The sequence below is a fragment of the Actinoplanes sp. KI2 genome (genome assembly GCF_025630775.1).
GTDB lineage: Bacteria > Actinomycetota > Actinomycetes > Mycobacteriales > Micromonosporaceae > Actinoplanes.
Genome location: NZ_JAOSZE010000007.1, coordinates 227,353 through 249,526, shown reverse-complemented (window position 1 = coordinate 249,526; position 22,174 = coordinate 227,353). Strand labels below are relative to the sequence as shown.

Below are 22,174 nucleotides of genomic sequence, written 5' to 3'. Positions count from 1 at the left end.
GTACACGTGGTGCTGCCCGTTGGCCAGATACGCCGCCGGCTCCGCCGTCAACGAACCCGGAAGGGTCGCGTTACTCCAACCCGTCTGACCCGGCGTGTACCAGAAATGCTGCAACGTATCGCTCGCACCAAGCTCATACGCGTGATGCTGACCATCACCGAAATACGAACGACCACTGGACGACGAAACTTCGATCGCGCCCGTTTCGACGATGTTGTCGTATCGAACCGGGGTGTAGAGACTGGCGTTGCTGCTGGACCAGGTGTCCTGGACGGTGTCACGGCTGCCGGTCTGTTCGATGACAACCGGCTGGGTGTGCGCCGAGTCGGCCCACTCGACGAACAGTGCAACGTGGTTCTCGTGCACGTCGCCGGTGTGCCGCAAAAGCGCGTCACCCGGCAGGAGTGAGGACCGGGAGATCGGATACGACTGCAGGTCCAGGTTGCCGGTCCAGTACGAACTCCCCGATCCGCCGAGGCCCCAGGCCATCGAGACGAACCCGGAGCAGTCGGTGCGATAGTCGCCGTAGCTGTTGCGGTAGCACCGCTCCTTGCTGTACGGGATGCCCACGCTCAACCAGCTCCGGGCACGGGTGAGCACCTCGTTGCGGGTCAGATGCTGGTCCGTGCCGTTGTCGTCGCAGGGAGTCGCGGTCGTGGTGACCGTGGCGAGGGTGGTGCTGCCGGTCAGCGGTGGCAGGCCGGGGTACGACGGCAGGGGCGGATCGCCCGGCGTGCCCGTCAGGAGCGCGGCAGACGCGGGTGACATCGCCTGCGGCGCGGTGAACAGGGCCAGCGTGACCACCAGCCCGACCGTCAGTCTTCGTAGCAATCGAACGTACATCTACTGCGGTTCCTCCCCCGTCGGTGCGAGCGCCGTCGCGCCCGCCGTACGGGGAGTTTGCGGCTCGTGACTCCTCGATCGCTTGAGGACAGAAACCCGTACTCGACCCGTACTACGCTGCATGCCGAAACTGATCACGAAACGGGGGAAATCCACAATGGAGGACGTGGGCAGTCTCGGCTGGTTGATCCGTCAATGGCGTCAGGATCGCGGTCTCAGCCAGCGGGAGCTGGCCGGTCGAGCCGGACTGAGCCTCGGCGCGATCCGCGACCTGGAACAGGACCGCAGCAGCCGTCCACACGCGCGGTCGAGCGAAGCTCTCGCCGACGCGCTGGAGCTGAGCAGAGCGGATCGCGGACGCCTGCGCCAGCTGGCAATCCGTCGGCAACCCGAGCCGCCCGCGCGATCCGGACCGGTACGGATCTCCGTCTTGGGTCCGCTCGCCGTCGAATCCCCATCGGGACCGATTGACGTCGGTTCGGGGCGCCACCGTGTCGTCCTGGCGCGGCTCGCGATGACGCCCCACCATCCGGTCAGCCGCGAGGAACTGATCGAGGTGCTGTGGCCGGAGGGGCCGCCGCGTTCCGCCGCGAACGTTCTGCAGACGCACGTCAGCCGGCTACGCCGGATTCTCGAACCGCGACCATGCGACGGCGCCGCGGCGCTGGTCTGGACGCCGGGCGGTTACCAGCTGCGTATGGATGAAAACGGTCTCGACGTGGTCGACTATCGCAACCAGCTCGCGGAGTGGCGCCGGTCGTCGTCGAATCCACAGCGAGCGTTCGACCTGCTTCAGTCGACTCTTGATCTCTGGCGCGGGCACCGGGCCGCGGAAGACATCGTGGAGCTGCAGGAACATCACCTGGTCACGGCATTCACCGATGAACTGATCGAGAGCACGATCCAACTGGCCCTCCTCGGTCTCGCGGTGCAGCGCCTGCCGGAAGTACTGCCGCGCCTGCGTCGCCTGGCCGCCCGTCATCTCTGGCACGAACCCCTGCACGCGCGGCTGGTAGTCACTCTCGCCGCGTTGGGCCAGCAGGCCGCGGCGCTTGACGCGTACGAGGAAATCAAGCGGCGCTTGGCCGAGGAACTGGCCATCGAGCCCGGCGCCGCGCTGGTGGCCGCGCGGCAGGCCGTGCTGGCGGGGCGCTGGGACCAGCGTCCGCGTGCCCGCGAAGAGCGCCTACCCATACCGTGGGAGGCTCCGGCACCGCCCGCCGACTTCATCGGGCGCGCTGAGCAGCTGCATTCTCTCCAGAGACTGTTCCGCTCCGCGCTGCGCAACGCGGGGACCGCCCGGCAGGTCACCTGCGTCCTTTCCGGCATGCCCGGGGTGGGCAAGACCAGCCTGGCGCTGCGGGCCGCCGAAAGCCTGCGCGACGACTTCCCCGATGGGCAGCTCTACATCGACCTGCGCGGAGCCGAGCGCAAGCCGGCCAGCGTCCTGACCGTACTGGCCCGGCTCCTGCGCGGCCTCGGCACGCCCGGCCACGCCGTCCCGATCGAGGTCGATGAGGCGTGTGCCCTCTATCGCACGCTACTGGCCGAGCGACAGGTTCTGGTGATCCTGGACAACGCCCGCAATACCGATCAGCTCCGCATGTTGCTGCCGGGTAGCGGCGGCAGCGCGGTCCTGATCACCAGCCGGCAGCAATGCGCCGACCTACCTGGCGCCGTGCACATCCATCTGCCGGTTCTGCCACTGACAGAGGCCGTCGACATGCTGGGCGGCCGGTCCAGGTCGGCATGGACCGCTGCGGATCGGAAGGCAGCGACAGCGCTCGCCGAGGCGTGTGGTCGCCTCCCGGTCGCTCTCCGAGTGATCGCGAGCCGGCTCGCCGGACGCCCGCGGCGCACCCCGGCGGAACTCCTTCGTTCTCTGGCCGACGGCCGGCCACCGGCGGGCAATGCGGCAGACGCCGCCATCGATCTCAGCTACCGAGAGTTGCGACCCGAGGCCGCGCGGCTCTTCCGGTCGGCGGCGCAGTTGCCGGGCACGACCTTCTCGCGAGAGGCCGCGGCGGCGCTCTTCGCGACGGACGCCGACGCGACCGGACGGACGCTGGATGGTCTGGTGGCGGAGAACATGCTGGAGATGGCCGGTACCGACAGATACCGCTACCACGATCTTCTCCGCCGCTACGCGCTCGAAGTCGGAACGGTGTACGACGACGGCAGCGAGTCGGCAGCGCTGCGCCGGGTCGCCGACTGGTATCTCACCCGCACCGCAGCCGCGATTCGGCTCGTCTATCCCGCGATGGTGCGGCTGCCCACCGAGGTCGACGCGACGGCCATGTGCTTTCCCGACGTCAGCACCGCGACCGCCTGGCTGGACGAGGAGATCGGAAACCTCGTCGCGCTCATCGAAACGCTGGCCGGTGACGTACATCGGGCTCGGGCATGGCAACTCGCCGATCAGCTACGCGGCTACTTCTTCGTATGTCGGGACGCGATTTCCTGGCTGGCAACCGGCACGGCCGGCATGATGGCGGCCGAAGCCGCCGACGATCGCATGGCGCAGGCCGCCATGTACCAGACCATCGGCCAAGCACATTGGTCGCTGGGCCGGCATCGGACAGCGCTGGAGGCGTACCGGTCGGGCGTGGCCGCAGCGCGCGACAGCGGCTGGCTGATCGGCGAGGCATATCTGATGCACAACCTCGGACTGGTGCATGCCGAGCTCGGCATGATGGACGATGCCCACCAGCTTTACCAGCACGTCCTTCGCGTAGGCGGGGGAAGCGAGTTCGCACACGTCCGGGCCGTCACCCTCAACGACCTGGGTGTGATGTACACCGAACAGGGCCGGCTGCGCGATGCGGTCGGGCACTTCCGGGCCGCCATGGACATCAACAGCGAAGAGGCGCGGCTACCTTCCGCCATGGTGAACTGCCACAACCTCGGCATGGCACTGCGCCACCTTGAGGAGTTCGACGCCGCGCACGAGCACCTCACTCGGGTCCTCGCGTACTTCGAGGAGGCGAACAACAAGAGTGGGCAGATGTCCACGCTTGACGAGCTGAGCCAGCTGTATCAGCAGCGGGCCGAGTGGAGTGCCGGTGTCGACGCCGCTGAACAAGCATTGCGGATCGCGGAGCACCTGGCGAACCGGAGGGCGATCGCGGGAGGGTTGAACACGCTCGGCTCCGCGCTGCTCGGGGCGCGCGCGGTCACCGAGGCGCAGGCGCGCTTTCGCGAAGCGCTGGAGCTGAGCCGCGAGCACGGGTTTCAGTACTTCGCCGCCCAGTCCGGCATCGGATTGGCGAACGTGCTGCTCAGGCTGGGTGCGATCGAAAAGGCGCGAGATGCCGCCGCCGAGGCACTCGAGATCACGCGCCGGAAGGACTACCGCGTCTTGGCCGGCGATGCGCTGACGACGTTGGCCAGGACGGGACTCGCCGCGGGCGACCCGCACGCGGCGGCCGACCACTGCGATGCCGCACTTGGCTACTACCGATCGGCAGGAATCCCTGGCCGCCTTCGCGATCTGGACCTGTTGACACGGGAAATCGCCGTTGCATCGCAGCACGACGGCCGCTCGGTAGCGCGGTGACCTCATGCGCTGTGAGCTCCGCGCGCTGCGACTGCTGTCATCCGTCGGCGAGGCGCTGGATGGTGGCGCCGAGCCAGGCTTCGAGCTCGCCGGCATCCCCGAGGGCGGCCCGCAGTATCCGGCGGCGGGTGGAGACGCCGAGCACGAAGGCGTCGATCGCGGCGGCCCGGTCGCGAGCGGTCGCCTCATCGAGGCCGCTGTCGCGCAGGTAGCGACGCAGCGGTTCGAGGGAGTTCCGGTCGAGGAAGGCAGCGAGCGCTTCCGCCGCCTCCGGGCGTTCCCCGGACGCCCGTTGCAACAGAAGCAACGGATCCTCCCCGGGCTGACCGAACCAACGCCGCACGATGTTGGCGGCGAGGCGGGAGCCGAGCGATGACAGATCGCCGGCGAAGGAGTCCACGACCGGGATCTCCACCCGGGTGGCCGCCAGGAACAAGCCGTCCTTCCCGCCGAAGTAGCGGGTGATGAGGTTCGGCGAGACCCCGGCGGCGTCAGCTACCCCTTTGACGGTCACCGCCGTATAGCCGAGCCCGGCGAAGAGGCGCTGTGCCGACTCCAGGATCCGCCGCTTGGTGTCGGCCGCGTCACGTACCACCATGTGTATGAGCATACACATGATGTGTATGCTCATACACATGATCGATGACCTGCACGAACGCCTCCAGCGGACGCGCCGCATCGCGACCCCTTGGAACGATGACAAGACGCGCGGAGTTCGCAACACCGACCTGACCACGCTGCTCGACCGCTGGTCCAACGGCTACGACTGGTCCGTGCACGAGCGCCGCATCGGGCGGTATCCGTGGGCGACGGTAGGTGCCGGCGACGCCGCACTCCGCCTGATTCACCAGCGAGCCGCCGACGCCGACGCACCCGTCGTGGTGCTGTTGCATGGCTGGCCCGACTCGGTGCTCCGTTTCGAACGCCTCCTGCCCCTGCTCGCCGACATGCACGTCGTGGTTCCTGCGCTGCCCGGCTTTCCGTTCGCGCCCCCGCTGACCGCGCCCGGCATGTCGGTCGGCCGCATCGCGCGAATCGTCGCGGACGCCCTCGACACCCTCGGGTACGCCCGCTACACCGTGTCCGGCGGCGACGTCGGAGGCGACGTCGCGGAGATTCTGGCCGCCGAACACCGGGAGCGGGTTGCCTCCCTGCACCTCACCAACGTCTCCCCGCGCCATGCGGCCACCGCCGACCCGTCCGACCTGACGCCTGACGCGGCTGCGTACCTCGGCCGGGCGGCGCAGTGGTTCCGCGCCGAGGGTGGGTACATCGCAGAGCAGTCCACCCGGCCCAACACGCTCGCCGTCGCCCTCGGGGACTCCCCCGCCGGACTCGCGGCCTGGATCGCCGAGAAGCTCCAGGCATGGTCGGACGACGCGGCCTTCACCACGGACGAACTCCTGACCTGGATCACCGCGTACTGGGTCACCGGCACGATCGGGACGTCGTTCGCCACCTACACCGAGCCCGCTGTTATCCCTGCCCGCGTCGAAACGCCGACGCTTCTGTCGGCTTTCCCTCGCGACATCAAGCCCGCGCCGCGCAGCTACGCCGAAGCGTTCGTCAACATCGTCGAATACGTCGAGCATCCCGCCGGCGGTCATTTCGCGGCGTGGGAACAGCCGGAGGCCTATGCCGCCGACCTACGACGCGCCGTCAAGCTTGGCCACCGCCAATTCCCTACGCTCGCACCGACCGGCACCGGCTCGCCGTCGAGGTAGAACGGCCGGCCGGCTACTCGGATTGGTGCGGGCGTCGGGTAGCCCGGCGCGCCGCCAGGGTCACCACGCCCACGACCACGAGTCCGGCGCAAGCCCAGAACACCATGGCGATGGTCAGCCTGGTCGGGTCGGCCGACCAGTGCTGCTGCAATGCGAGTCGCCGAGCTTCTTGCTCCGTATCGCCGTCGGCGCCGCGGTTGAGCCAAACGAGCGGCCACCCCCGCCACATGTTGTAACCGAACATGCAACAGACGTAGTAGTCCCGCCGCAACGTCCCGGCAAGCGACCCGACGACCGTGACCAGCGCTATCACCGGCCCGGCCAGTCGCCACCGTAACGGCCTCACCAGCACCAGGACCAGCCCCGCGCCGGCCATCACCACGCCGATCACGAAGTTGTTCCACAGCCCGAGGTTGGCCAGCGCCCAGAAGCCTCCCAGCAGCATCAACAGCACACCGAGCGCCGGCCGCCCGATCCGAGCAGCCGCCGCGCCGGTTTTCCCCGACGCCTTCTCACCTTGAGCTGCGTCCGTATGTCCGGTCACCGCACCATTCTGCGCACCCGCGAAACAGGTACAACCGGCGGGTGGTACATCGCCGGGAGTAGGAGGTCGCCTACTTCCGGCGTACGCGGCACCGGCCGTTGACGCCGTAGGCTCGGCGCTATGAGCGGCGTGGCCAGGCCGGTAGCGGGGCCACCGAAGTGGTGGCCCTCCGGTCCGTTGTGGGACTGGCTCGGCGTCACCACGGCGACGCTGCTGATCGTGTTCGGTTCGCTGGGCGAGTCCTACCCCACGGACCCGTCGCACGCCCTCCCACCCGGTGTCCATCCGCCGCCCTGGCCCGCCTACCTGCTGGTCACGGCGGCCGGGATCGCGCTGGCCTGGCGCCGCCGGTGGCCGATCGCGGTGCTGGCCCTCACGGTTGCGCTGACATCGGCGTACTCGATGCTGGGTTTTGTCTACGGCGCCGCGCTGATCGCGCCCACCATCGCCCTCTATGCGGTGGTCGTGGAAGGCGGCCTTCGGCGGGCGGTCCTCCCCGCCGTCGTCGCGATCGTCGTGCTCACCCTCGCCGGCGGCATCCTGGGGCCGTACCAGTCGTTCGGCGGCGCGGCGACCGTCGCGCCGTTCGAGCTGCTCGTCGCGGTGGGGCTGGGGCTGGCGGCGGCGAACCGCAAGGCGTACCTGAACGAGGCGCGCGACCGGGCCCGGCAGGCGGAGCGCAGTCGCGAGGAGGAGGCCCGCCGCCGGGTCGACGCGGAGCGGCTGCGCATCGCGCGCGAGCTGCACGACGTGGTGGCCCACACGATGGCGACGATCAGCGTGCAGGCCGCGGCGGCCGCGCACGTGCTGACCGACCCGCCCAAGGAGGCCGCGGAGGCGATCGCCGCGATCCGGGCCGCGAGCAAGGACGGGCTGCGCGAGCTACGGGCGATCCTCAACGTGCTGCGCCAGGCCGACGACCGGGACCCCGTCCACCCGACGCCCGGGCTCGACGACCTGGACGTGCTGGTCGGCACGGTCCGGCGGGCGGGCGTGCCGGTTGCCCTCTCGGCGCCCGTGCCGGCGCCGCCGCGAGCCGCCTCGGTGGACGTCACGGCGTACCGGATCATTCAGGAGTCCCTGACCAACGTGCTGCGCCACGCCGGGCCGGCCACGGCCGCCGTGACCCTCGCGGTCGAGAACGGCCACCTGGTCATCGACGTCGTCGACACCGGTGTGGGTGTTTCCGGGAGGCCGACCGGGCACGGGCTGAACGGCATGCGGGAACGTGCCGGTTCGATCGGCGGCACCTTCCACGCCGGCCCGGGCATCCGCGGCGGTTTCGCCGTCCACGCGACCCTCCCGCTCGACGGGCCGGCGTCGTGATCCGGGTGGTGCTCGCCGACGACCAGGCGCTGATCCGCGCCGGTTTCCGGGTGCTGCTGACCGGCGTCGACGGCATCGAGGTGGTCGGCGAGGCGGCCGATGGCGCGCAGGCCGTACGGGTCGCCCGGGACAACCGCGCCGACGTCGTGCTGATGGACATCCGGATGCCCGGCGTGGACGGCCTGGAGGCAACCCGGCGTATCGGCGCGGACGACGATCTCGCGGGCGTACGGGTGCTCGTGCTGACCACGTACGAGTCGGACGAGTATGTCTATCAGGCCCTGCGGTACGGAGCGAGCGGCTTCCTGGTGAAGGACATCGAGCCCGGCGACCTGGTGCACGCCATCCGGGTCGTCGCGCGCGGCGACGCGCTGCTCTCACCGGGCATCACCCGCCGCCTGATCGCCGATCTGGTCGGGCGGCCCCGGCCGAACGCGACCAAGCCGCAGGCGCTGGCCGCCCTCACCGAGCGGGAACGCGACGTCCTGACCAGGGTCGCCGGCGGCCTTTCCAACGACGAGATCGCCGCCGTGCTGCACCTGAGCCCGCTCACCGTGAAGACCCACGTCAGCCGGATGATGTCGAAGCTGGCGGTGCGCGACCGGGCCCAGTTGGTCGTGCTGGCGTACGAAAGCGGGCTGATAACCCCCGGTACTCCCCCGGAGTGACATCCGCCGCGGTAGGCGCGGCCCGAAGTGACTTCCGCAGCCGGACTCGGGTGGCGCACCGCAGGCGCGAGGCTACCGCCATGAAACAGCTTGCCAGCTTCTGTTACCGGCGGCGACGCCTCGTCGTCGTACTCTGGATGGTCGGAGCCGCCCTGATCATGACGATCGGTTTCCGGTACGCGGCGGCCGCCGACAACGACTTCACGGGCGGCTCGAGCGATTCGGGGCAGGCCCAGCGGATCCTCGACCGGCACTTCCCGGGACAGCGGGGCGACTCCCTCACGCTGGCGGTCCGGGCCGACGCCGGGGCCCGCAACGCCCCGGGCCTCGACGCGCTGCTCGCCCGCGTCGCCGCCGCCCCCGGCCTGCACGTGTCCGGCCCGCTTCAGGCGTCGTCGGACGGGCGTACCGGATTCGTCAGCATCGAATCGGACCAGTCGCAGATACCGACGTCCACCGCCCGGGGACTGATCGACGCCGCGCATGCCGCGAGCGGCGACGGCGTCACGTTCGCGTTCGACGGCGGGTCGGTGCTCGCCGCCGAGGTCCCGTACGGCGGACCGACCGAGGGCTTCGGCGTGCTTGCCGCCATGGTCGTGCTGCTGGTCAGCTTCGGGTCGCTGCTGGCCATGGGTCTGCCCCTGATCACCGGGCTGCTCGGGATCGGCACCGGCCTCGCCCTCATCGACCTGCTCGGCCACCTGCTGCCGGCGCCGTCGTTCACGCCCGTCGTCGCTACCCTCATCGGTCTCGGGGTCGGCGTCGACTACGCGCTGTTCATCGTCACCCGTTACCGCGAGGCGCTGCACGACGGCGAGAACCCGCACGCGGCCACGGTCACCGCGCTCACCACCGCCGGCCGGTCGGTACTGTTCGCCGGCACCACGGTTGTCATCGCGATGCTCGGCCTGCTCGTCATGCGGCAGCAACTGTTGAACGCGACCGCGGTCGCCGCCTCGGTCACCGTCCTGATGACCATGGTCACGGCGATCACGTTGCTGCCCGCGCTGCTCGGCTTCGCCGGCCACAACATCGACCGGCTGCGTCTGCCGTACCTGGGCCGCACCGCCACCCGCAGCCCGCTCGCCGAGCGCTGGGCCGGCGTCATGCAGCGCCGCCCGGTCGTCGCACTGGTCGTCGGCGCCGCGGTGATGCTCACGCTGGCCGCGCCCGCGCTGTCGATGCGGCTGAGCTTCGAGGACTCCAGCACCGCGCCGCATTCCACGATGGCCTATCAGGCCCACCAGATGCTTGCCGCGGGCTTCGGCGCCGGCTACGACGCGCCACTGGTCTTCGTTTCCTCGTCCGCCACGGTGAACATGGCGCACGTGGCCGAGGCGGTACGCGCAACCCCCGGCGTGGCCGGCGTAACCCCGCCGCGGACCAGCCCGGACGGCGCCGCGCAGCTCTTCGTTGCCTACCCGGCGACCGGCGCGCAGGACGCGGCCACCCCGGCTCTCGTACACCACCTGCGCGACAGCGTCGACCCACCCGGTGTCTACATCGGCGGCCCCAACGCCGGCACCATCGACTTCGCCGATGCCGTCGGCAGCCGCCTACCCTGGCTCGTCGCCGTGGTCGTCGGCCTGTCGCTGCTCGTCCTGCTCACGCTGGTGCGCTCGGTCGTGATCGCGGTCAAGGCGGCCGTGATGACTTTGCTCTCGACGCTCGCCGCGTACGGCGTCCTCACCGTCGTCGTCCAGTGGGGCTGGTTCGGCCACCTGCTCGGCTTCCCGGAGGCCATGCCGATCACCACGTGGGTTCCGCTGTTCATCTTCCCGATCCTCTTCGGCCTCTCCACCGACTACGAGGTCTTCCTCATCTCCCGCATCCGCGAGGAGTACGACGCGGGCGCCGCAACTCCCGAGGGGGTGGCCCGAGGCCTGTCGCACACCGCGCGGGTCATCACCGCGGCGGCCGCCATCATGGTCCTGGTCTTCGCGACCGTCCTGCTCGCCGGTGACATCGCGGTCAAGCAGTTCGGCCTCGGCCTGGCCACCGCCGTCCTGCTCGACGCCACGGTGGTCCGCATGGTCCTCGTCCCGTCGCTGATGGAGCTTCTCGGCGGGGCCAACTGGTGGCTCCCCGCCTGGCTGGCGAGCCTGCTGCCGGCCGCCGCGCCGCGCCCCGCTCCGGCCGCCCCGCCGGCCCCCGCACTCGCCGGTGATCGACTATCCGATTAGCCGTGCCCTCCGACGCCTCTCGACCAGCCGGCTCCGCTGATCCTCGGTGCCGGCTGGTCGAGCGTGCGCACGGTCAGACGCCACGCGGCCAGGCCCGGCTCGGGCATGGTGTCGCATCCCGTGACCAGCGGGCGGAGCCCGCGATCAGACCTTCGGACGACCGCAATCGGCCACCAGAACCGGGAGTGCCGACGGCGGCGCGCATCCCGGCAACTTTCTGTGTGTTGTGATTCACCCGCAAACTCAACCTAGAGCGCCCACGCGAACGCGTGGCGTGACGAAATTCTTCTCGATCAGATAAAGACCCGGACACCGTCCGCCAGGCAATTACGTGGCGTAATGGCACGTGGACTCTTGGTGGGCGCGCAGTGAGGTAGCAAGGAAGCGCCGGTCGCACCTGCTGCCCGGCTCGCGTCGAACCGGCTCACGCCGAGCCCTGCCCCGGGTTGGATCGTCGCGACCACTGGCACCGCACAACCACAAGGCATACGGGGGCAGGGACGGGGGACCCGATCTTTTGGTCCAGCTCCTGCGCGACCCGCTCCAGTAGCGGCGCACGGGCAACCTCGGGGTGAAGCCGCGATCCGCGGCCGGGCAACCTTCCCGCCCGAACCCGACAGCTAACCTCGCAGGCGTGCCGGAGGGATCTCTTTCCGTGCACCAACACCATTCGAGCCGCCGCATGTCGATCGGCACCGTTACCGCCGCGCTGTCCCTGGGCTTGTGCCTCGGCGCCGGCCAGCTGATCGCGACCCCCGCCACCTACGCGGTGACTCCCGTCGCCGCCGAGGCCGACGCGAAGGTCACGCCCTCGGTGCGCACCGCCATCAGTGCCCGCAGCATCACCAAGGGCCAACAGGTGCGGGTGACCGTGCGGTACACCGACCCCGGCACCGGCGCGGCGGTCACGTCCGGAACGGTCCGGTTGCAGGCCTACCGCTCCGGCAAATGGATCAATGCGACGGCCGCGACTCTGAACGGCGACGGCGTCGCGAACCTCTACGCGAAGCCGGCGGTCTCGGGCTACCTCCGGGCGGTCTACCTGGGCAACGACACGTACACCTCGCACACCGGGGTCAACCTGTCGGTCACGGTCAAGAGCGACACCGGTGCCCGCATCCTCGCCGAGGCGAACAAGCACGTCGGCGCGCTCTACAAGTTCGGTGCCGCGGGCCCCAAGCGGTTCGACTGTTCCGGTTTCACGCTCTACGTCTACCAGAAGACGATCGGCAAGTCGCTGCCGCACAAGGCGAACCTGCAGCAGAAGTACGGCATCGCGGTCGCCAAGAGCAAGGCGCAGATCGGTGACCTGATCGTGTTCCGGTCCGGCTCGTACGGATCGCACGTCGGCATCTACGCGGGCAACGGCTACATGTACGACTCCCCGCACACCGGTGCCCGGGTCACCAAACGCAAGATCTACCAATCCAACTACGTCGTGCGCCGCCTGGCGGCATGAGGACCGCGCGATAGCCGGACGGCAGGGCATGACTCGTCGAGTCATGCCCTGCCGTCTGTCCGGCGCAGCGCAATGCGGACTACGGGAATGCGGGTCAGCGAACCATCAGCCGACGTGCAGTGCCGGCAGCCATGGTGGGCGGATGAGAACCCGCTGGCTGGCCGCCCTGGTGGCGCCCCCCGCAACGCTGGTGCTGGCCCTGGTGGCGCCGCATCTGGCCGCCGCGAGCACGCGGAGCCCGGCCGTCTGCGCGATGAGCGAGGTCCGGGGCGAGCTCGGGATCGCCGGCGACGGAGCGTTCGAGGTGTCCCTGCAGAACATGTCCCGGACCTCCTGCCGGTTGTCCGGCTACCCGCGCCTGGACCTGATCCACGGCCGTACGGTGGTCGGCACGGCTACTCCGGACGCGCTGGGCGGCGACGGGCCGCCGATGCGGCCCGGGCCGACGCCGGGCAGTAGTCCCACTCCTGACTCGGGGCCGGTCACCCTCGCGCCGGGCGGACATGCTTGGCTACGGGTGATCTACCAGTCCGACAGTGTGGACGGGGCCCCGTGTCAGGCGGTCGACGCGGTGCGGATCAGGGTCGCGCACCGACGGGGGTCCGTCCGGGTCCCGGTGTCGTTCCGGCCGTGCGGCGGGGTCGGCGTCACCATGTTCACACCCGCGCTGTGACGCGGCGCAGCTTGTCGCGCAGGCGGTCGCCGTCGGGATGGTGCAACTCGTCGAGCAGGTCCAGGGCCTGATGCCACCGGCTGCGGGCGGCCTTCTCGTCGCCCGCGGCGGCGTGCGTGTCGCCCAGCCGGGCCAGCGTCGCCGCCTGCTCGTACCGGTCGTCGAACAGGCGGTAGAGGTCCAGCGCCTGCCGGTAGCACCAGGTCGCCTCGTCGAATTGCTGCAGGTGGTGATGGGCGTAGCCGAGGGTGTCCCAGGTGTACGCCTCCCCCGGGCGGTAGCCGATCGCCTGCTGCGCGGCGAGCGCCTCCCGGCACCAGGACAGCGCCTCGGTGTACTGACCCAGCCGCACGTAGCACCAGCCGACGTTGTTGAGGGCGATCGTCTCACCGACCCGGTAGCCGGCGGCCCGCTGCAGCTCCAGCGCACGCTTGGCGTGATCGAGGGCAGCCTGGTGCCGGCCGCGCCGTTCGCACTCGCGGATCAGTCCGACATGGACGGCAGCCTGGCCGGCGGCGTCGCCGAGCCGGCCGAAGAGCTCCAGCGCTTGGTGCAGGTGGCCGAGCGCCGCCTCGTACTCGCCCTGCAGAGTGCGTACCCGGCCCAGGAAGCGATGTGCCCAGGCCTGGCCGGTCAGGTCGCCGGCCTGGTCGGCGGCGTCAAGAGCGAGGCTCAGGGCCGTCGCCAGGTCCGACCAGTGGCCGGAGCGGGAGAACGCGGTCATCAGCGTCCAGCTGAGCTGCCAGGCGTGCCGGGTCCGGTCGGTGCGGGCGGCCAGCGCGACGCAGCGCATCAGCACGGCGTGCTCGGTGTCGAACCACGCCGAGGCGTGCTCGTCGCCGGTCAGCGGCTCGGTCCGGACACCGATCGCGGGCTCGGGCAGCGCCAACGGGTCGCGGGGCGGTTCCTGCAGCAGCGCCGCGGCGTGGGCGGTGTGCAGGTAGTGGTCGAGGACCCGGTCGACGACGGCCTCCCGCTCCCCCGCGTCGTCGCACTGCCGAGCCTGCTCGGACGCGTAGACGCGCAGCAGATCGTGCAGGGCGTAGCGGCCGGGCCGCTGTTCGATCACCAGGTGGGCGCGGGTCAGTTCCTCCAGCGCGACGCCGCTCGGCGCGCCGGCCAGGCTGGCGGCGGCCGGCGCCGAGACCTCCGGCCCGGGATGGATCGACAACAGCCGGAACAGCCGCGCCGCGGTGGCGCTGAGATAGCCGTACGAGCAGCCCAGCACGGCCCGCAGATCGCTGGATGCCTCGCCCGCGGTGAGCACGTCGAGCCGGCCGCGGGCGTCGCGCAGCTGCTCCATCAGCACCGTCGCGGCCGAGTCCGGATGCGCGGCTGCCCGCGCCCCGATGATGCTCAGGGCCAGCGGCAGTCGGTCGCAGAGCCGCACCAGCTCGCCGGCGCTGTCGGCGTGCCGGGCCACCCAGTCGCTGCCCAGGTGGTTGGCCAGCAACCGCAGCGACTCCGTCTCGCCGAGCAGCGGCAGGTCGATCGTCTCGGCGCCCTCGCCGACCGCCAGCCCGGTCAGCTCGCTGCGGCTGGTGATCACGACCATGGCCCCGGTGGCGCCGGGAAGCAGCGGCCGCGCCTGCTGACTGTCACGGGCGTTGTCGAGCACGACCAGCATCCGCCGCCCGGCGATCAGGCTGCGGTAACGCGCGGCCTGCGCGTGCGGGTCGCGGGGCACCCGCTCGTCGGGAAGGCCGAGGCCGTCCAGGAAGCCGCGGATGGCGGCGGCCGGCTCGAGGGGTGCACCGCCCGGGTCGTAGCCGCGGAGGTTGACATAGAGCTGACCGTCGGGAAAGCGATCGGTCATCTCGTGCGCCCAGTGCAGGGCGAGCGTGCTCTTGCCGATGCCGGCTGTGCCGGTGATGGCGGCGATCGCCGGACCGGGGCCGCCGGGGACGGAGTCGAGCACCTCGTTCAGGGCGGCCAGTTGCTCGTCGCGTCCGACGAACCGGCGGACCGGCGCGGGCAGCTGGTGCGGCACCGGCGGAGCCTGCACGGCGACAGTGGTGGCCGGACCGCCCGACGCCTCCTGACGCAGCACGCGCACCTGCGCCTCGCACAGCTCGGCACCGGGCCGTACCCCGAGCTGCGCGTCCAGCCGGTCCCGGACGTCGGCGAACACGTCCAGAGCGGCGGCCTGCTGACCGGTGCCGGCCAGCGCCAGCATCAGCATCGCGTGGGCCTTCTCATGCAGCGGGTCCTTGCTGGTCCACTGCCACAGGTAGGGCAGCACGCGGTCGGGCAGCCCGGCCTGGAACGCGGCCTCGGCATACCCGGCGACGGCGGCGCCCCACTCGCGGGCCGCGGCCGCGATCGCGGGATGACCGCGCAGGACGTCCACATCGGCCAGCGGATCGCCGCGCCACTGCTGCAGGGCCTGCTCGTAGGCCTCGCAGCGGACGACGACGTCGAAATCCGGGTGCGCGGCGACGGCGAGCTGGCGGCGGAACTCGAGCCAGTCCAGCTGCTCGGTGTCCACGTGGAGCCGATAGCTGGTGCCGCCGGAGACCACGACGCCGCTGCCGTCGCGCGGCGCGTGGTCCGGGTCGAGGACCCGGCGCAGCCTTCCGACGTACGCCTGGATGAGGTTTACCGCGGCGGCCGGTGGACTCTGCCCCCAGAACGCGTCGACCAGCACCGAGCGGTGCACACTCGCGCCTGCGCTCAGCGCGAGCAAGCCCAGCAGGCCGCGCTGGCGCGGTTCGCCGAGGTCCAGCGCGCGGCCGTCCCGGGCGGCGGTGACCGGGCCGAGCACGCCCAGCCACAGGCCACGATCACGCCGGGCGGCCGGCTTCTGCCCGTAGATCTGGCCGCGCGCGACGCCGAGCGCGACCGCCAGCCGATCGACCAACGCGGTCCGCGGCCGCCGGGTGCGGCCCTGTTCCAGATCGCGGATCGTGGCGACGCTGACCCCGGCCAGGCCGGCCAGCGCCTGCTGCGTCAGCCCGGCGTCGCGTCGGCGGGCCCTGACGAATCGTCCGATACCGGTGCCATCGTCGTCGCCAACCGCATCGATCATGTCGATCGCCTCCCGGCTGTGTTCCAGGCGTGCCTGCGAGTACCCAGGTAGACCTAGATCACTATCGATGTCCGCGTCCTTTCTAACACCGCGGACGGCCGGTCGGCGCCTGCCGTGCAGGATTCCGCACTGCCGTGACCGGGGCGGGTCTGGCGGTCCGCCCCGGTCACGCGCCTCAGTCGGGAATGTTCTTGTTCGAGTCGATCTGGTCGTAGTCGGCGGTGTTGCTCAGCGACCATTGCCACATCGCCGCGTGCGCGCTGCTCGCGTTCTGCCCGCCGAAGAAGACCGCGCTCTGGCCGGTGCCGGAGAAGCTGGTCGGGCACGGCGACGGCTGGGCGCTGCGGCTGGTCTGCGCCGTCCACTCCCAGGTGTTCGGGATGCTGGTGTTGCCGGCCATGATCTCGTTCCACTGCGCCGCCGTCGAGTAGACGCCGGGCACGGGCCCCTGCTTGGCGTTGGTCACGTAGTCCCAGAAGCCGTTGAAGACCTGACGGTTGGCGGCGCCGTCGGAGCCCCAGCCGTAGAAGCCGGGCCTCTCGACGTCCATCCACAGGATCTGGAAGGGCATCCGGTGGGTGCCGTTGGCATACCAGGTCTGCCAGTCGCCCAGCGCCCACTTGCCCTGCCGCTGACCCCAGGCGTACGCGCCCAGGCCGGTGCCGTCGGTGGCGCCGGGGCCGAACATGAACCAGTACCCACCGGTTCCGACGCCGTGTTCCGGGTTGTAGTTGAAGTGGTTCGCGTTGGCGTCCGCGGCGTACGTGCTGTTCCAGGCCCCGGTGTGGCCGGGGCCGTACCCGGTCGGGTTCGACGCCGACACCAGGTCAGCGCCGCCGATCTTGCCGATGTAGCCGCCGTACATGTGGCCGGAGCCGCAGGACGGTTCCTGGTACGGCGCGGAGCTGTTGGCGGGGCCCGGGCCGGCGCCGTCGGCGCCGTACCAGAAGCCGGTGTCCTCGGCGAGCGCGGGGCCGGCCGGGGTCAGTGCCGCGGCCACGGCCAGCGCGGACGCCGCGGCCAGCAGGCCGCTCTTGCTGGTCAGTCTCATCAGTTCACCTGTCCCACTCCACTGCGGAATTCGGAAACGGATACCTGGCCGCACGGCGCCAGCTCGGCCGCCAGCGTGATCCGGCCAGCATCGCCGGGCAGGCCGATGCCCAGCGCGGTCACCGGGGTGCACGCACGCCCGGTCACCGAGTCGAAGTCACGGTAGGTCACCACGAAGGAGGCAACGCCGGCGTGCGAGACCACCACCACCTGCGGCGCGCTGCCCGGCGCCGGCACGGCGGCGCGCACCCGGTCTCCGTGCGCGTCCAAGAGGTCGAGGGCCGGGGCCCCGCGCAACCGGCAGATGGTCGCCGAGCCGCCGCTCAGCTCGATCGTGGTGGCGCTCCGGCCGAGCCCGGTGTCGGTGCCGGCGAGGCGCGCCCGGAGCGAGGCGGACGTGCACGCGGGACCGGCCGGCGACACGGGATCGCCCGGAACCGCGGAACGAGCCGCGGACGTACAACCGGAGGCCGCCGCGACCGCGGCCACCGCAAGCAGAACGATTGGTGTCCTCATCAGTACATCGAGTTCATGCCGTTGTAGTCGCCCTTGCCGAGATGGCGGCGCAGGGCGCAGGGGTAGCTGTACGGGTACATGACCTCGGCGGTGCCGCTCGTCTCGTGCGCGAGGCCGAACGCGTGGCCCCACTCGTGCGTCGACACGGACTGCAGGTCGTATTTGCCGCTGCACGAGGCCGGGAACGAGTCGACCATGCCCACGTTGGACCCGAAGTAGGTGTCCGACTCGGTCATCGCGCCGCCGCTGTACGTGTAGCAGGTGACCGCCAGGGTGCCGGCGGCCGAACTGTCGAACGGCCCCCAGCTGTCGGTGTTCTGGCCGTCCGGGAAGTTGCCCGTGCACTGAGCCGAGCTGTTGATGTTCGCGTACCTGCTCGTCGTCCCCTGGTAGGCGCCGGTCGAGCTGAACGTGCCGGTCGCGTACCCGCAGTTGTTCTGACCAGTCGACATGTTGGTGTTGCCGGCCCGGATGTCGGCGAGCGTCGCCGACGCGCTCAGACCGGCCCGGCCGGCCGAGGCGGAGTTGTAGAACCACTTCAGCGTCCTGGTCCAGCGGCCGCCCTCAAGGTTGTACGCGCCCTCGCCACAGGCGGCATCGGTGGCCGGGGCGAGCGTGCGGACCGCGCCGGGGACCTCGGTCGTGACGCTGACCATGCCGTCGTTGTTGGTGACGCGCAGCGAGTACTCGCCGGACGTGGTGAGGGTCTCGTTGCCGATCGTGCGCCCGGGCGGCGGCACGTCGACGGCCGGTCCCGACTTGCCGTCGCTGCGCATCAGGACGATGCGCCGGCTCTGGATCGCGCACGAGCCCAGGTTGACGGCCGAGGTGATCAGGGCGGCGTTGATGTCGGCCGTCCCGGCGCAGAAGGTGTTCGGCCTCGGCGGCGCCGCCGCGGCGGGCGCAGCCTCGGCGAGGCTCGCGGCGACCAGGGCGCCGGCCAGTGCCAGTGCGACGATCCGGGTAGGTGAGGAAGCTGTCATCGACATTTCTCCCGTCCAGTGAGGGCGCCCGGCACGGCGGGCGATGACCTCATCCTGGAAGGGACGACTGAGGCTTTCCTCGATCTCTGCTGGCGCTGATGATCGACCGGAATGAGCAGCTCAGCGGCGGTATCGCTGCTCACCCCCGACGGCGAATTACGGGAACGGTACGGGGAAGTCAGCTCACCTTTTCAGGCGGCGGACGAGCAGGGCCACGCCGAATACCGTGATCACGGAAACCAGGGCTGCGGTGGCGCCTCGAGTGATGCGGGCCTCCCGGCAGCCGCGGTCCATCTTCTCGCGGTAAAACTCGTAGTCGGGGTCGGCGGGGTCCGGTGTCGGCGGGGTCAACCAGAGGACGTTCCCGCAGTTCATGTCGTTCGGGTGGTCGCCGCCCGGCTCCGCGGCCCGGACCGGAGCCGCGAGCAAGGCCACGACAACCAGGGCTCCGGCGATCGCCGGCCAGCGGCCCGCGCCCGGCAGGCAATTGCGGATGCCGATCCTCACGCGTCGATCTTATCCGCGCGAATTCGCCGCGGTCGCGGCGGCGACGAACGCGTGAGCTCAGTGCGCCTTGCCGGAAAGCCTGCGATCTTCCTCGGCCATCCGCTCTTGCTGGATCGCGACCCGCGGCGGCACCAGCGTTTGGCGCACCGCGGCCGGCGTGAAATCGACGCTCGGCGTGCCGAGCGCCTCCAGCACAGCACGCTCGACGAGGGAGTACTCGCTCGGATCGCTCCGGTCGAACCGCATCGGTTCGGCCAGCGTCAGCGGTGGGTTCGTGATGATCCGAGGCAACCGGAGCGCGTTCTGTGACTTGGCGTGCAGGATGTACGGGTGCAGCAGGTAGACGTCACCCGCCTCCCCCGTGGCCTCGACGAACTCGCGGCACGGCGCGACCAGGTCGGCGAAGTCGAAGACCGGTGCGTCGTCGACGCCCGGCGGCTGTGGGAAGGGGTAGGCCCCTTCGGGGTGGGCCGCGAGGAATCGGGCCACCGGGCCGACCGAGTCGGCCGCGACGAACGTTGCACCGCCCTGGTGCTGTACGTCCGACCACAGCACGAGTGTCAGCAGGCCCTGCTCAGGCGAGTCGAGGAAGTGCCGGAAGAAGTCGCCGTCCTTGTGCCAACCGGGTGAGGCCGGCGAGGCAGGCGCCCACGGCTCGTCAGCGCCCTGCCACAGGTTGACGATGAACCCGTCGCTCCAGACGTACGGCAGCTCGGAGCTGATCCGGTCCTCGCCGCCGACCAGGTCGCCGACCGCGGCCCACGCTTTCGGAGCGAACTCGCGGACGTCGAGCTGCCGCCGACCGGCCAGGTGGACCACCGGCTCAGCCCAGGTCGACGGGGCATCGGCGGCATAACCCATCCGGTCCCAGACCGGTTGGGTGAACTCCTGCGCCGCCTGGCGCGAGAAGCACCCGCGCACCGCGACGAAACCCTGGGTCAAGAACTGATCGACGTCATCGTCGTCGAGTACCTGGTATCGAGACGTCACGATGGCCTCCTGCCACGCGGGGGCAGGCAATGCTACCGCGTGGTCGGCGTTCTCGGGTTTGCGCTCAGGGGACCCGTGCGGTGACCAGGGTCTCCACGTTGTAGGGCCGCAGGGCATCGGTCCGGTCGGCGAAGTACCGGTCTTGGAGGTCGGTACGTGCTGGATGGTCGACGACCTCCAGCCCGCACCGGCTGATCAGCCGTTCGATCTCGGTGACCGACCAGCCGGGCCGCAGCGGCTCGCCGAGCGAGGCTGCGAGCGGAGCATAGATCCGGATGAACTCCTTCCCGACCTCGTCGAACACGGACTCCTCGGCCAGATAGGAGAACGCCACCTCCGAGCCGGCGGCAGCCCCCGCGATCGTGTGCAACGTCGACGCGACCGCCTGCGGCGTGAGATAAGGGGCAACGCCGGTCCAGGAGAACAGCGACCGTCGGCCCCAGTCGAACCCGGCTGCCTGCAAGGCGTCCCGAAGCGGCTCGGCCTCAAAATCAACCGGAACGAACACCTGCGAGTCGTTGGACGGAAGTGCGAGATCCCGTACCCGCTCGAGCTTCCATTCCTGGGATGCCGGATGATCGACCTCGAACACTTTGAGAGAGCGGAGCAGGTCCGGGCGCCGCCACGCGAACGAGTCGAGCCCCGCGCCCAGGATGACGTACTGCGCGAAGGTGCCGGCGGCCAGCCGATCCTCGGCGTACCGGCTGCGGGTGCAGATCGCCGCGGTGATCTCACGTCCGACCTGGCCGGGGAACTGCGAGTACACCCGGTCGCGCAGTTCCTGCCACACCGGACCGACGAGCACCAGGGCGAACGCGTCGTCCAGCGCCCAGGGCTGCGTCGTCTCCAGGCGGAGCAGTCCCCGCGCCAGCGCCGCAAGCATCGCCGTCCTGCTCGGTGCGGCCTCCACGTCTCCCCCAGGCGATTTCGCGATCACGCCACGCCGGCAAGGCGCGGCCTGCGCTTTCACATGATGCGCCGGAAGCCGACCGCGGCAACCGATCTGCTACCAATCAGACTGCCGAGCCGCAGCGCGACAGGCACGGCTCGCGTGGTGTTCTTGCCCCGTCGTGGATACTGAGGCTGTGGCCGACGTCGTCGAGTTCGGCTCGGACAAGCCACCGTGGCGTCCGTCGCGACGGCTGATGATCGTGGCCGGTCTGCTGCTGGCGGGTGCCGGCGCGATCGGGGCAGTGATGGCAGCGCTCGATGACCGTGGTGGACCCGGACCGATCGCCGCCAGCGAGGCGGCTCCGCCGGCCGGTCGAGCCACCAGCGAGGCGGCTCCGCCGGCCGGTCCTCCGTGCGTGCCGGTCGGCTGGGGGCAGACTCCGGTGGTCGCGGATCCGCCGGCCGGGCTCGTCGTCGAGCAGGCCACCGGCCGGCCAAGCGGGCTTGTCCGGTGTGACCGCGCGGCGGCCGACGGGCCGTGGACCGTGGTGGTGCGCCGGCCCGACGGCACGCTGGGCAGACATGGTGCCGTGGTCACGTTCCCGGTCAGCGCGCCCAAGGGCGGCCGCGCCGTCGAGGTGGGCAAGGTGGCCGGCAGGGCCGAGCAGGGAACGGTGAGCTGGCCGGTCGCCCGAGCGTACGCCCGGATCCGGGGTGATCTTCCCGAGTCCGCGTTGACGGCGATCGCAGCGCGGACCACCGTCGTCCACAACCGACCGGTCGTCGATCCGCCGGCCGGTTACGTGGTCGTCGCGAGCGGGCCGTACCGGTCGCCCGCCGTTCACGAGGCCCGGTACGACACCGCCGAGGTCGGCGAGCAAGCGGCGCTGGACAACGGCCTCGTCTACACCGGGATCGCCGGCGGCGGCGGCTTCGAGGACCAGCTGTACGCGGTGCACGCCCGCGACGGCGGACGGGTCGCCGGCCGCCCGGCGGTCGTGTCACCGGTGTACGGCGGCAACGCGACCCTTGCCTGGGAACCGGCACCGGGAATGGTGGCGTACGTCGGCTACAGCGGCGCGACACTCGACGATGCGGCGGCCGCCGCGCTCGGCCGGCTGGCCGAACGGTCCCGCGTCCTGAACGCCGCCGGGTGGCAGGCCATCGATCAGCAGACCGCCGACCAACCGAACGAACCCGGCTGACCTCAGCACCCTGTCGACCGTAGGCAGG

The 22,174-nt window shown here is 70.7% G+C and carries 17 protein-coding genes, 1 pseudogene and 1 riboswitch; of the genes and pseudogenes, 8 read left to right on the top strand and 10 right to left on the bottom strand.

Annotation, left to right across the window (positions count from 1 at the left end):
• A pseudogene (locus ODJ79_RS09780) lies at positions 1–804 on the bottom strand (hypothetical protein); the annotation flags it as partial.
• 160 nt (positions 805–964) lie between these two features.
• On the opposite strand from ODJ79_RS09780, the gene ODJ79_RS09775 reads away from it, so the two are divergent.
• Entirely contained in the window at positions 965–4,399 is a 3,435-nt protein-coding gene (locus tag ODJ79_RS09775; RefSeq protein ID WP_263023029.1) for a tetratricopeptide repeat protein, read from the top strand.
• Positions 4,400–4,436: 37 nt separating this feature from the next.
• Here ODJ79_RS09775 and ODJ79_RS09770 read toward each other — a convergent pair whose 3' ends face one another.
• Positions 4,437–4,997, bottom strand: coding sequence for a TetR/AcrR family transcriptional regulator (locus ODJ79_RS09770; RefSeq protein WP_263023028.1), 561 nt, complete (start codon positions 4,995–4,997; stop codon positions 4,437–4,439).
• Here ODJ79_RS09770 and ODJ79_RS09765 point away from each other — a divergent pair.
• Positions 4,972–6,123: an epoxide hydrolase family protein gene (locus tag ODJ79_RS09765; protein ID WP_263023032.1), complete on the top strand. Its 1,152-nt coding sequence runs from the start codon at positions 4,972–4,974 to the stop codon at positions 6,121–6,123. The two genes, ODJ79_RS09770 and ODJ79_RS09765, sit on opposite strands and share 26 nt — an antisense overlap.
• 13 nt (positions 6,124–6,136) lie before the next feature.
• On the opposite strand, the gene ODJ79_RS09760 is transcribed toward ODJ79_RS09765, so the two are convergent.
• Positions 6,137–6,571 carry a hypothetical protein gene (locus ODJ79_RS09760; RefSeq protein ID WP_263023027.1) on the bottom strand — a complete coding sequence of 145 codons (435 nt, stop codon included), beginning with the start codon at positions 6,569–6,571 and terminating at the stop codon, positions 6,137–6,139.
• 216 nt (positions 6,572–6,787) lie between these two features.
• Here ODJ79_RS09760 and ODJ79_RS09755 point away from each other — a divergent pair, with 216 nt between their 5' ends.
• From ODJ79_RS09755 to ODJ79_RS09735, 5 genes are all read left to right on the top strand, one after another.
• Positions 6,788–7,993, top strand: a complete 1,206-nt coding sequence (locus tag ODJ79_RS09755; RefSeq protein ID WP_263023026.1) for a sensor histidine kinase — start codon at positions 6,788–6,790, stop codon at positions 7,991–7,993.
• Entirely contained in the window at positions 7,990–8,661 is a 672-nt protein-coding gene (locus ODJ79_RS09750) for a response regulator transcription factor (RefSeq protein ID WP_263023025.1), read from the top strand. Before ODJ79_RS09755 ends, ODJ79_RS09750 begins: the two co-directional genes overlap by 4 nt.
• An 80-nt stretch (positions 8,662–8,741) precedes the next feature.
• The gene (locus ODJ79_RS09745) at positions 8,742–10,844 is read left to right on the top strand and encodes an MMPL family transporter (protein ID WP_263023024.1); all 2,103 of its coding nucleotides are present in this window, start codon (positions 8,742–8,744) and stop codon (positions 10,842–10,844) included.
• Between the two features lie 460 nt (positions 10,845–11,304).
• A riboswitch (cyclic di-AMP (ydaO/yuaA leader) is annotated at positions 11,305–11,494 on the top strand.
• 32 nt (positions 11,495–11,526) lie between these two features.
• Positions 11,527–12,303 carry a C40 family peptidase gene (locus ODJ79_RS09740; protein ID WP_263023023.1) on the top strand — a complete coding sequence of 259 codons (777 nt, stop codon included), beginning with the start codon at positions 11,527–11,529 and terminating at the stop codon, positions 12,301–12,303.
• 142 nt (positions 12,304–12,445) lie between these two features.
• Positions 12,446–12,976: a DUF4232 domain-containing protein gene (locus ODJ79_RS09735; RefSeq protein WP_263023022.1), complete on the top strand. Its 531-nt coding sequence runs from the start codon at positions 12,446–12,448 to the stop codon at positions 12,974–12,976.
• Here ODJ79_RS09735 and ODJ79_RS09730 read toward each other — a convergent pair.
• The 7 genes from ODJ79_RS09730 to ODJ79_RS09700 form a co-directional block, all read right to left on the bottom strand.
• Positions 12,960–16,004, bottom strand: coding sequence for a tetratricopeptide repeat protein (locus tag ODJ79_RS09730; protein WP_263023021.1), 3,045 nt, complete (start codon positions 16,002–16,004; stop codon positions 12,960–12,962). The genes ODJ79_RS09735 and ODJ79_RS09730 overlap by 17 nt on opposite strands.
• A 175-nt stretch (positions 16,005–16,179) precedes the next feature.
• Positions 16,180–17,055 (bottom strand): hypothetical protein, encoded by an 876-nt coding sequence (locus ODJ79_RS09725; RefSeq protein WP_263023020.1) that lies wholly within the window; start codon positions 17,053–17,055, stop codon positions 16,180–16,182.
• Entirely contained in the window at positions 17,055–17,570 is a 516-nt protein-coding gene (locus ODJ79_RS09720) for a DUF4232 domain-containing protein (RefSeq protein ID WP_263023019.1), read from the bottom strand. The genes ODJ79_RS09725 and ODJ79_RS09720 overlap by 1 nt, the downstream gene beginning before the upstream one ends.
• Positions 17,570–18,553, bottom strand: a complete 984-nt coding sequence (locus ODJ79_RS09715) for a matrixin family metalloprotease (protein ID WP_263023018.1) — start codon at positions 18,551–18,553, stop codon at positions 17,570–17,572. The genes ODJ79_RS09720 and ODJ79_RS09715 overlap by 1 nt, the downstream gene beginning before the upstream one ends.
• A gap of 183 nt (positions 18,554–18,736) precedes the next feature.
• A complete protein-coding gene (locus ODJ79_RS09710; RefSeq protein WP_263023017.1) occupies positions 18,737–19,060 on the bottom strand; it encodes a hypothetical protein in 324 nt (107 codons plus the stop codon).
• A gap of 57 nt (positions 19,061–19,117) precedes the next feature.
• Positions 19,118–20,050, bottom strand: coding sequence for a phytanoyl-CoA dioxygenase family protein (locus ODJ79_RS09705; RefSeq protein WP_263023016.1), 933 nt, complete (start codon positions 20,048–20,050; stop codon positions 19,118–19,120).
• A 64-nt stretch (positions 20,051–20,114) separates the two neighbouring features.
• The gene (locus ODJ79_RS09700) at positions 20,115–20,933 is read right to left on the bottom strand and encodes a class I SAM-dependent methyltransferase (RefSeq protein WP_263023015.1); all 819 of its coding nucleotides are present in this window, start codon (positions 20,931–20,933) and stop codon (positions 20,115–20,117) included.
• A gap of 202 nt (positions 20,934–21,135) precedes the next feature.
• On the opposite strand from ODJ79_RS09700, the gene ODJ79_RS09695 reads away from it, so the two are divergent.
• Entirely contained in the window at positions 21,136–22,146 is a 1,011-nt protein-coding gene (locus tag ODJ79_RS09695; protein WP_263023014.1) for a hypothetical protein, read from the top strand.
• Positions 22,147–22,174: the final 28 nt, after the last annotated feature.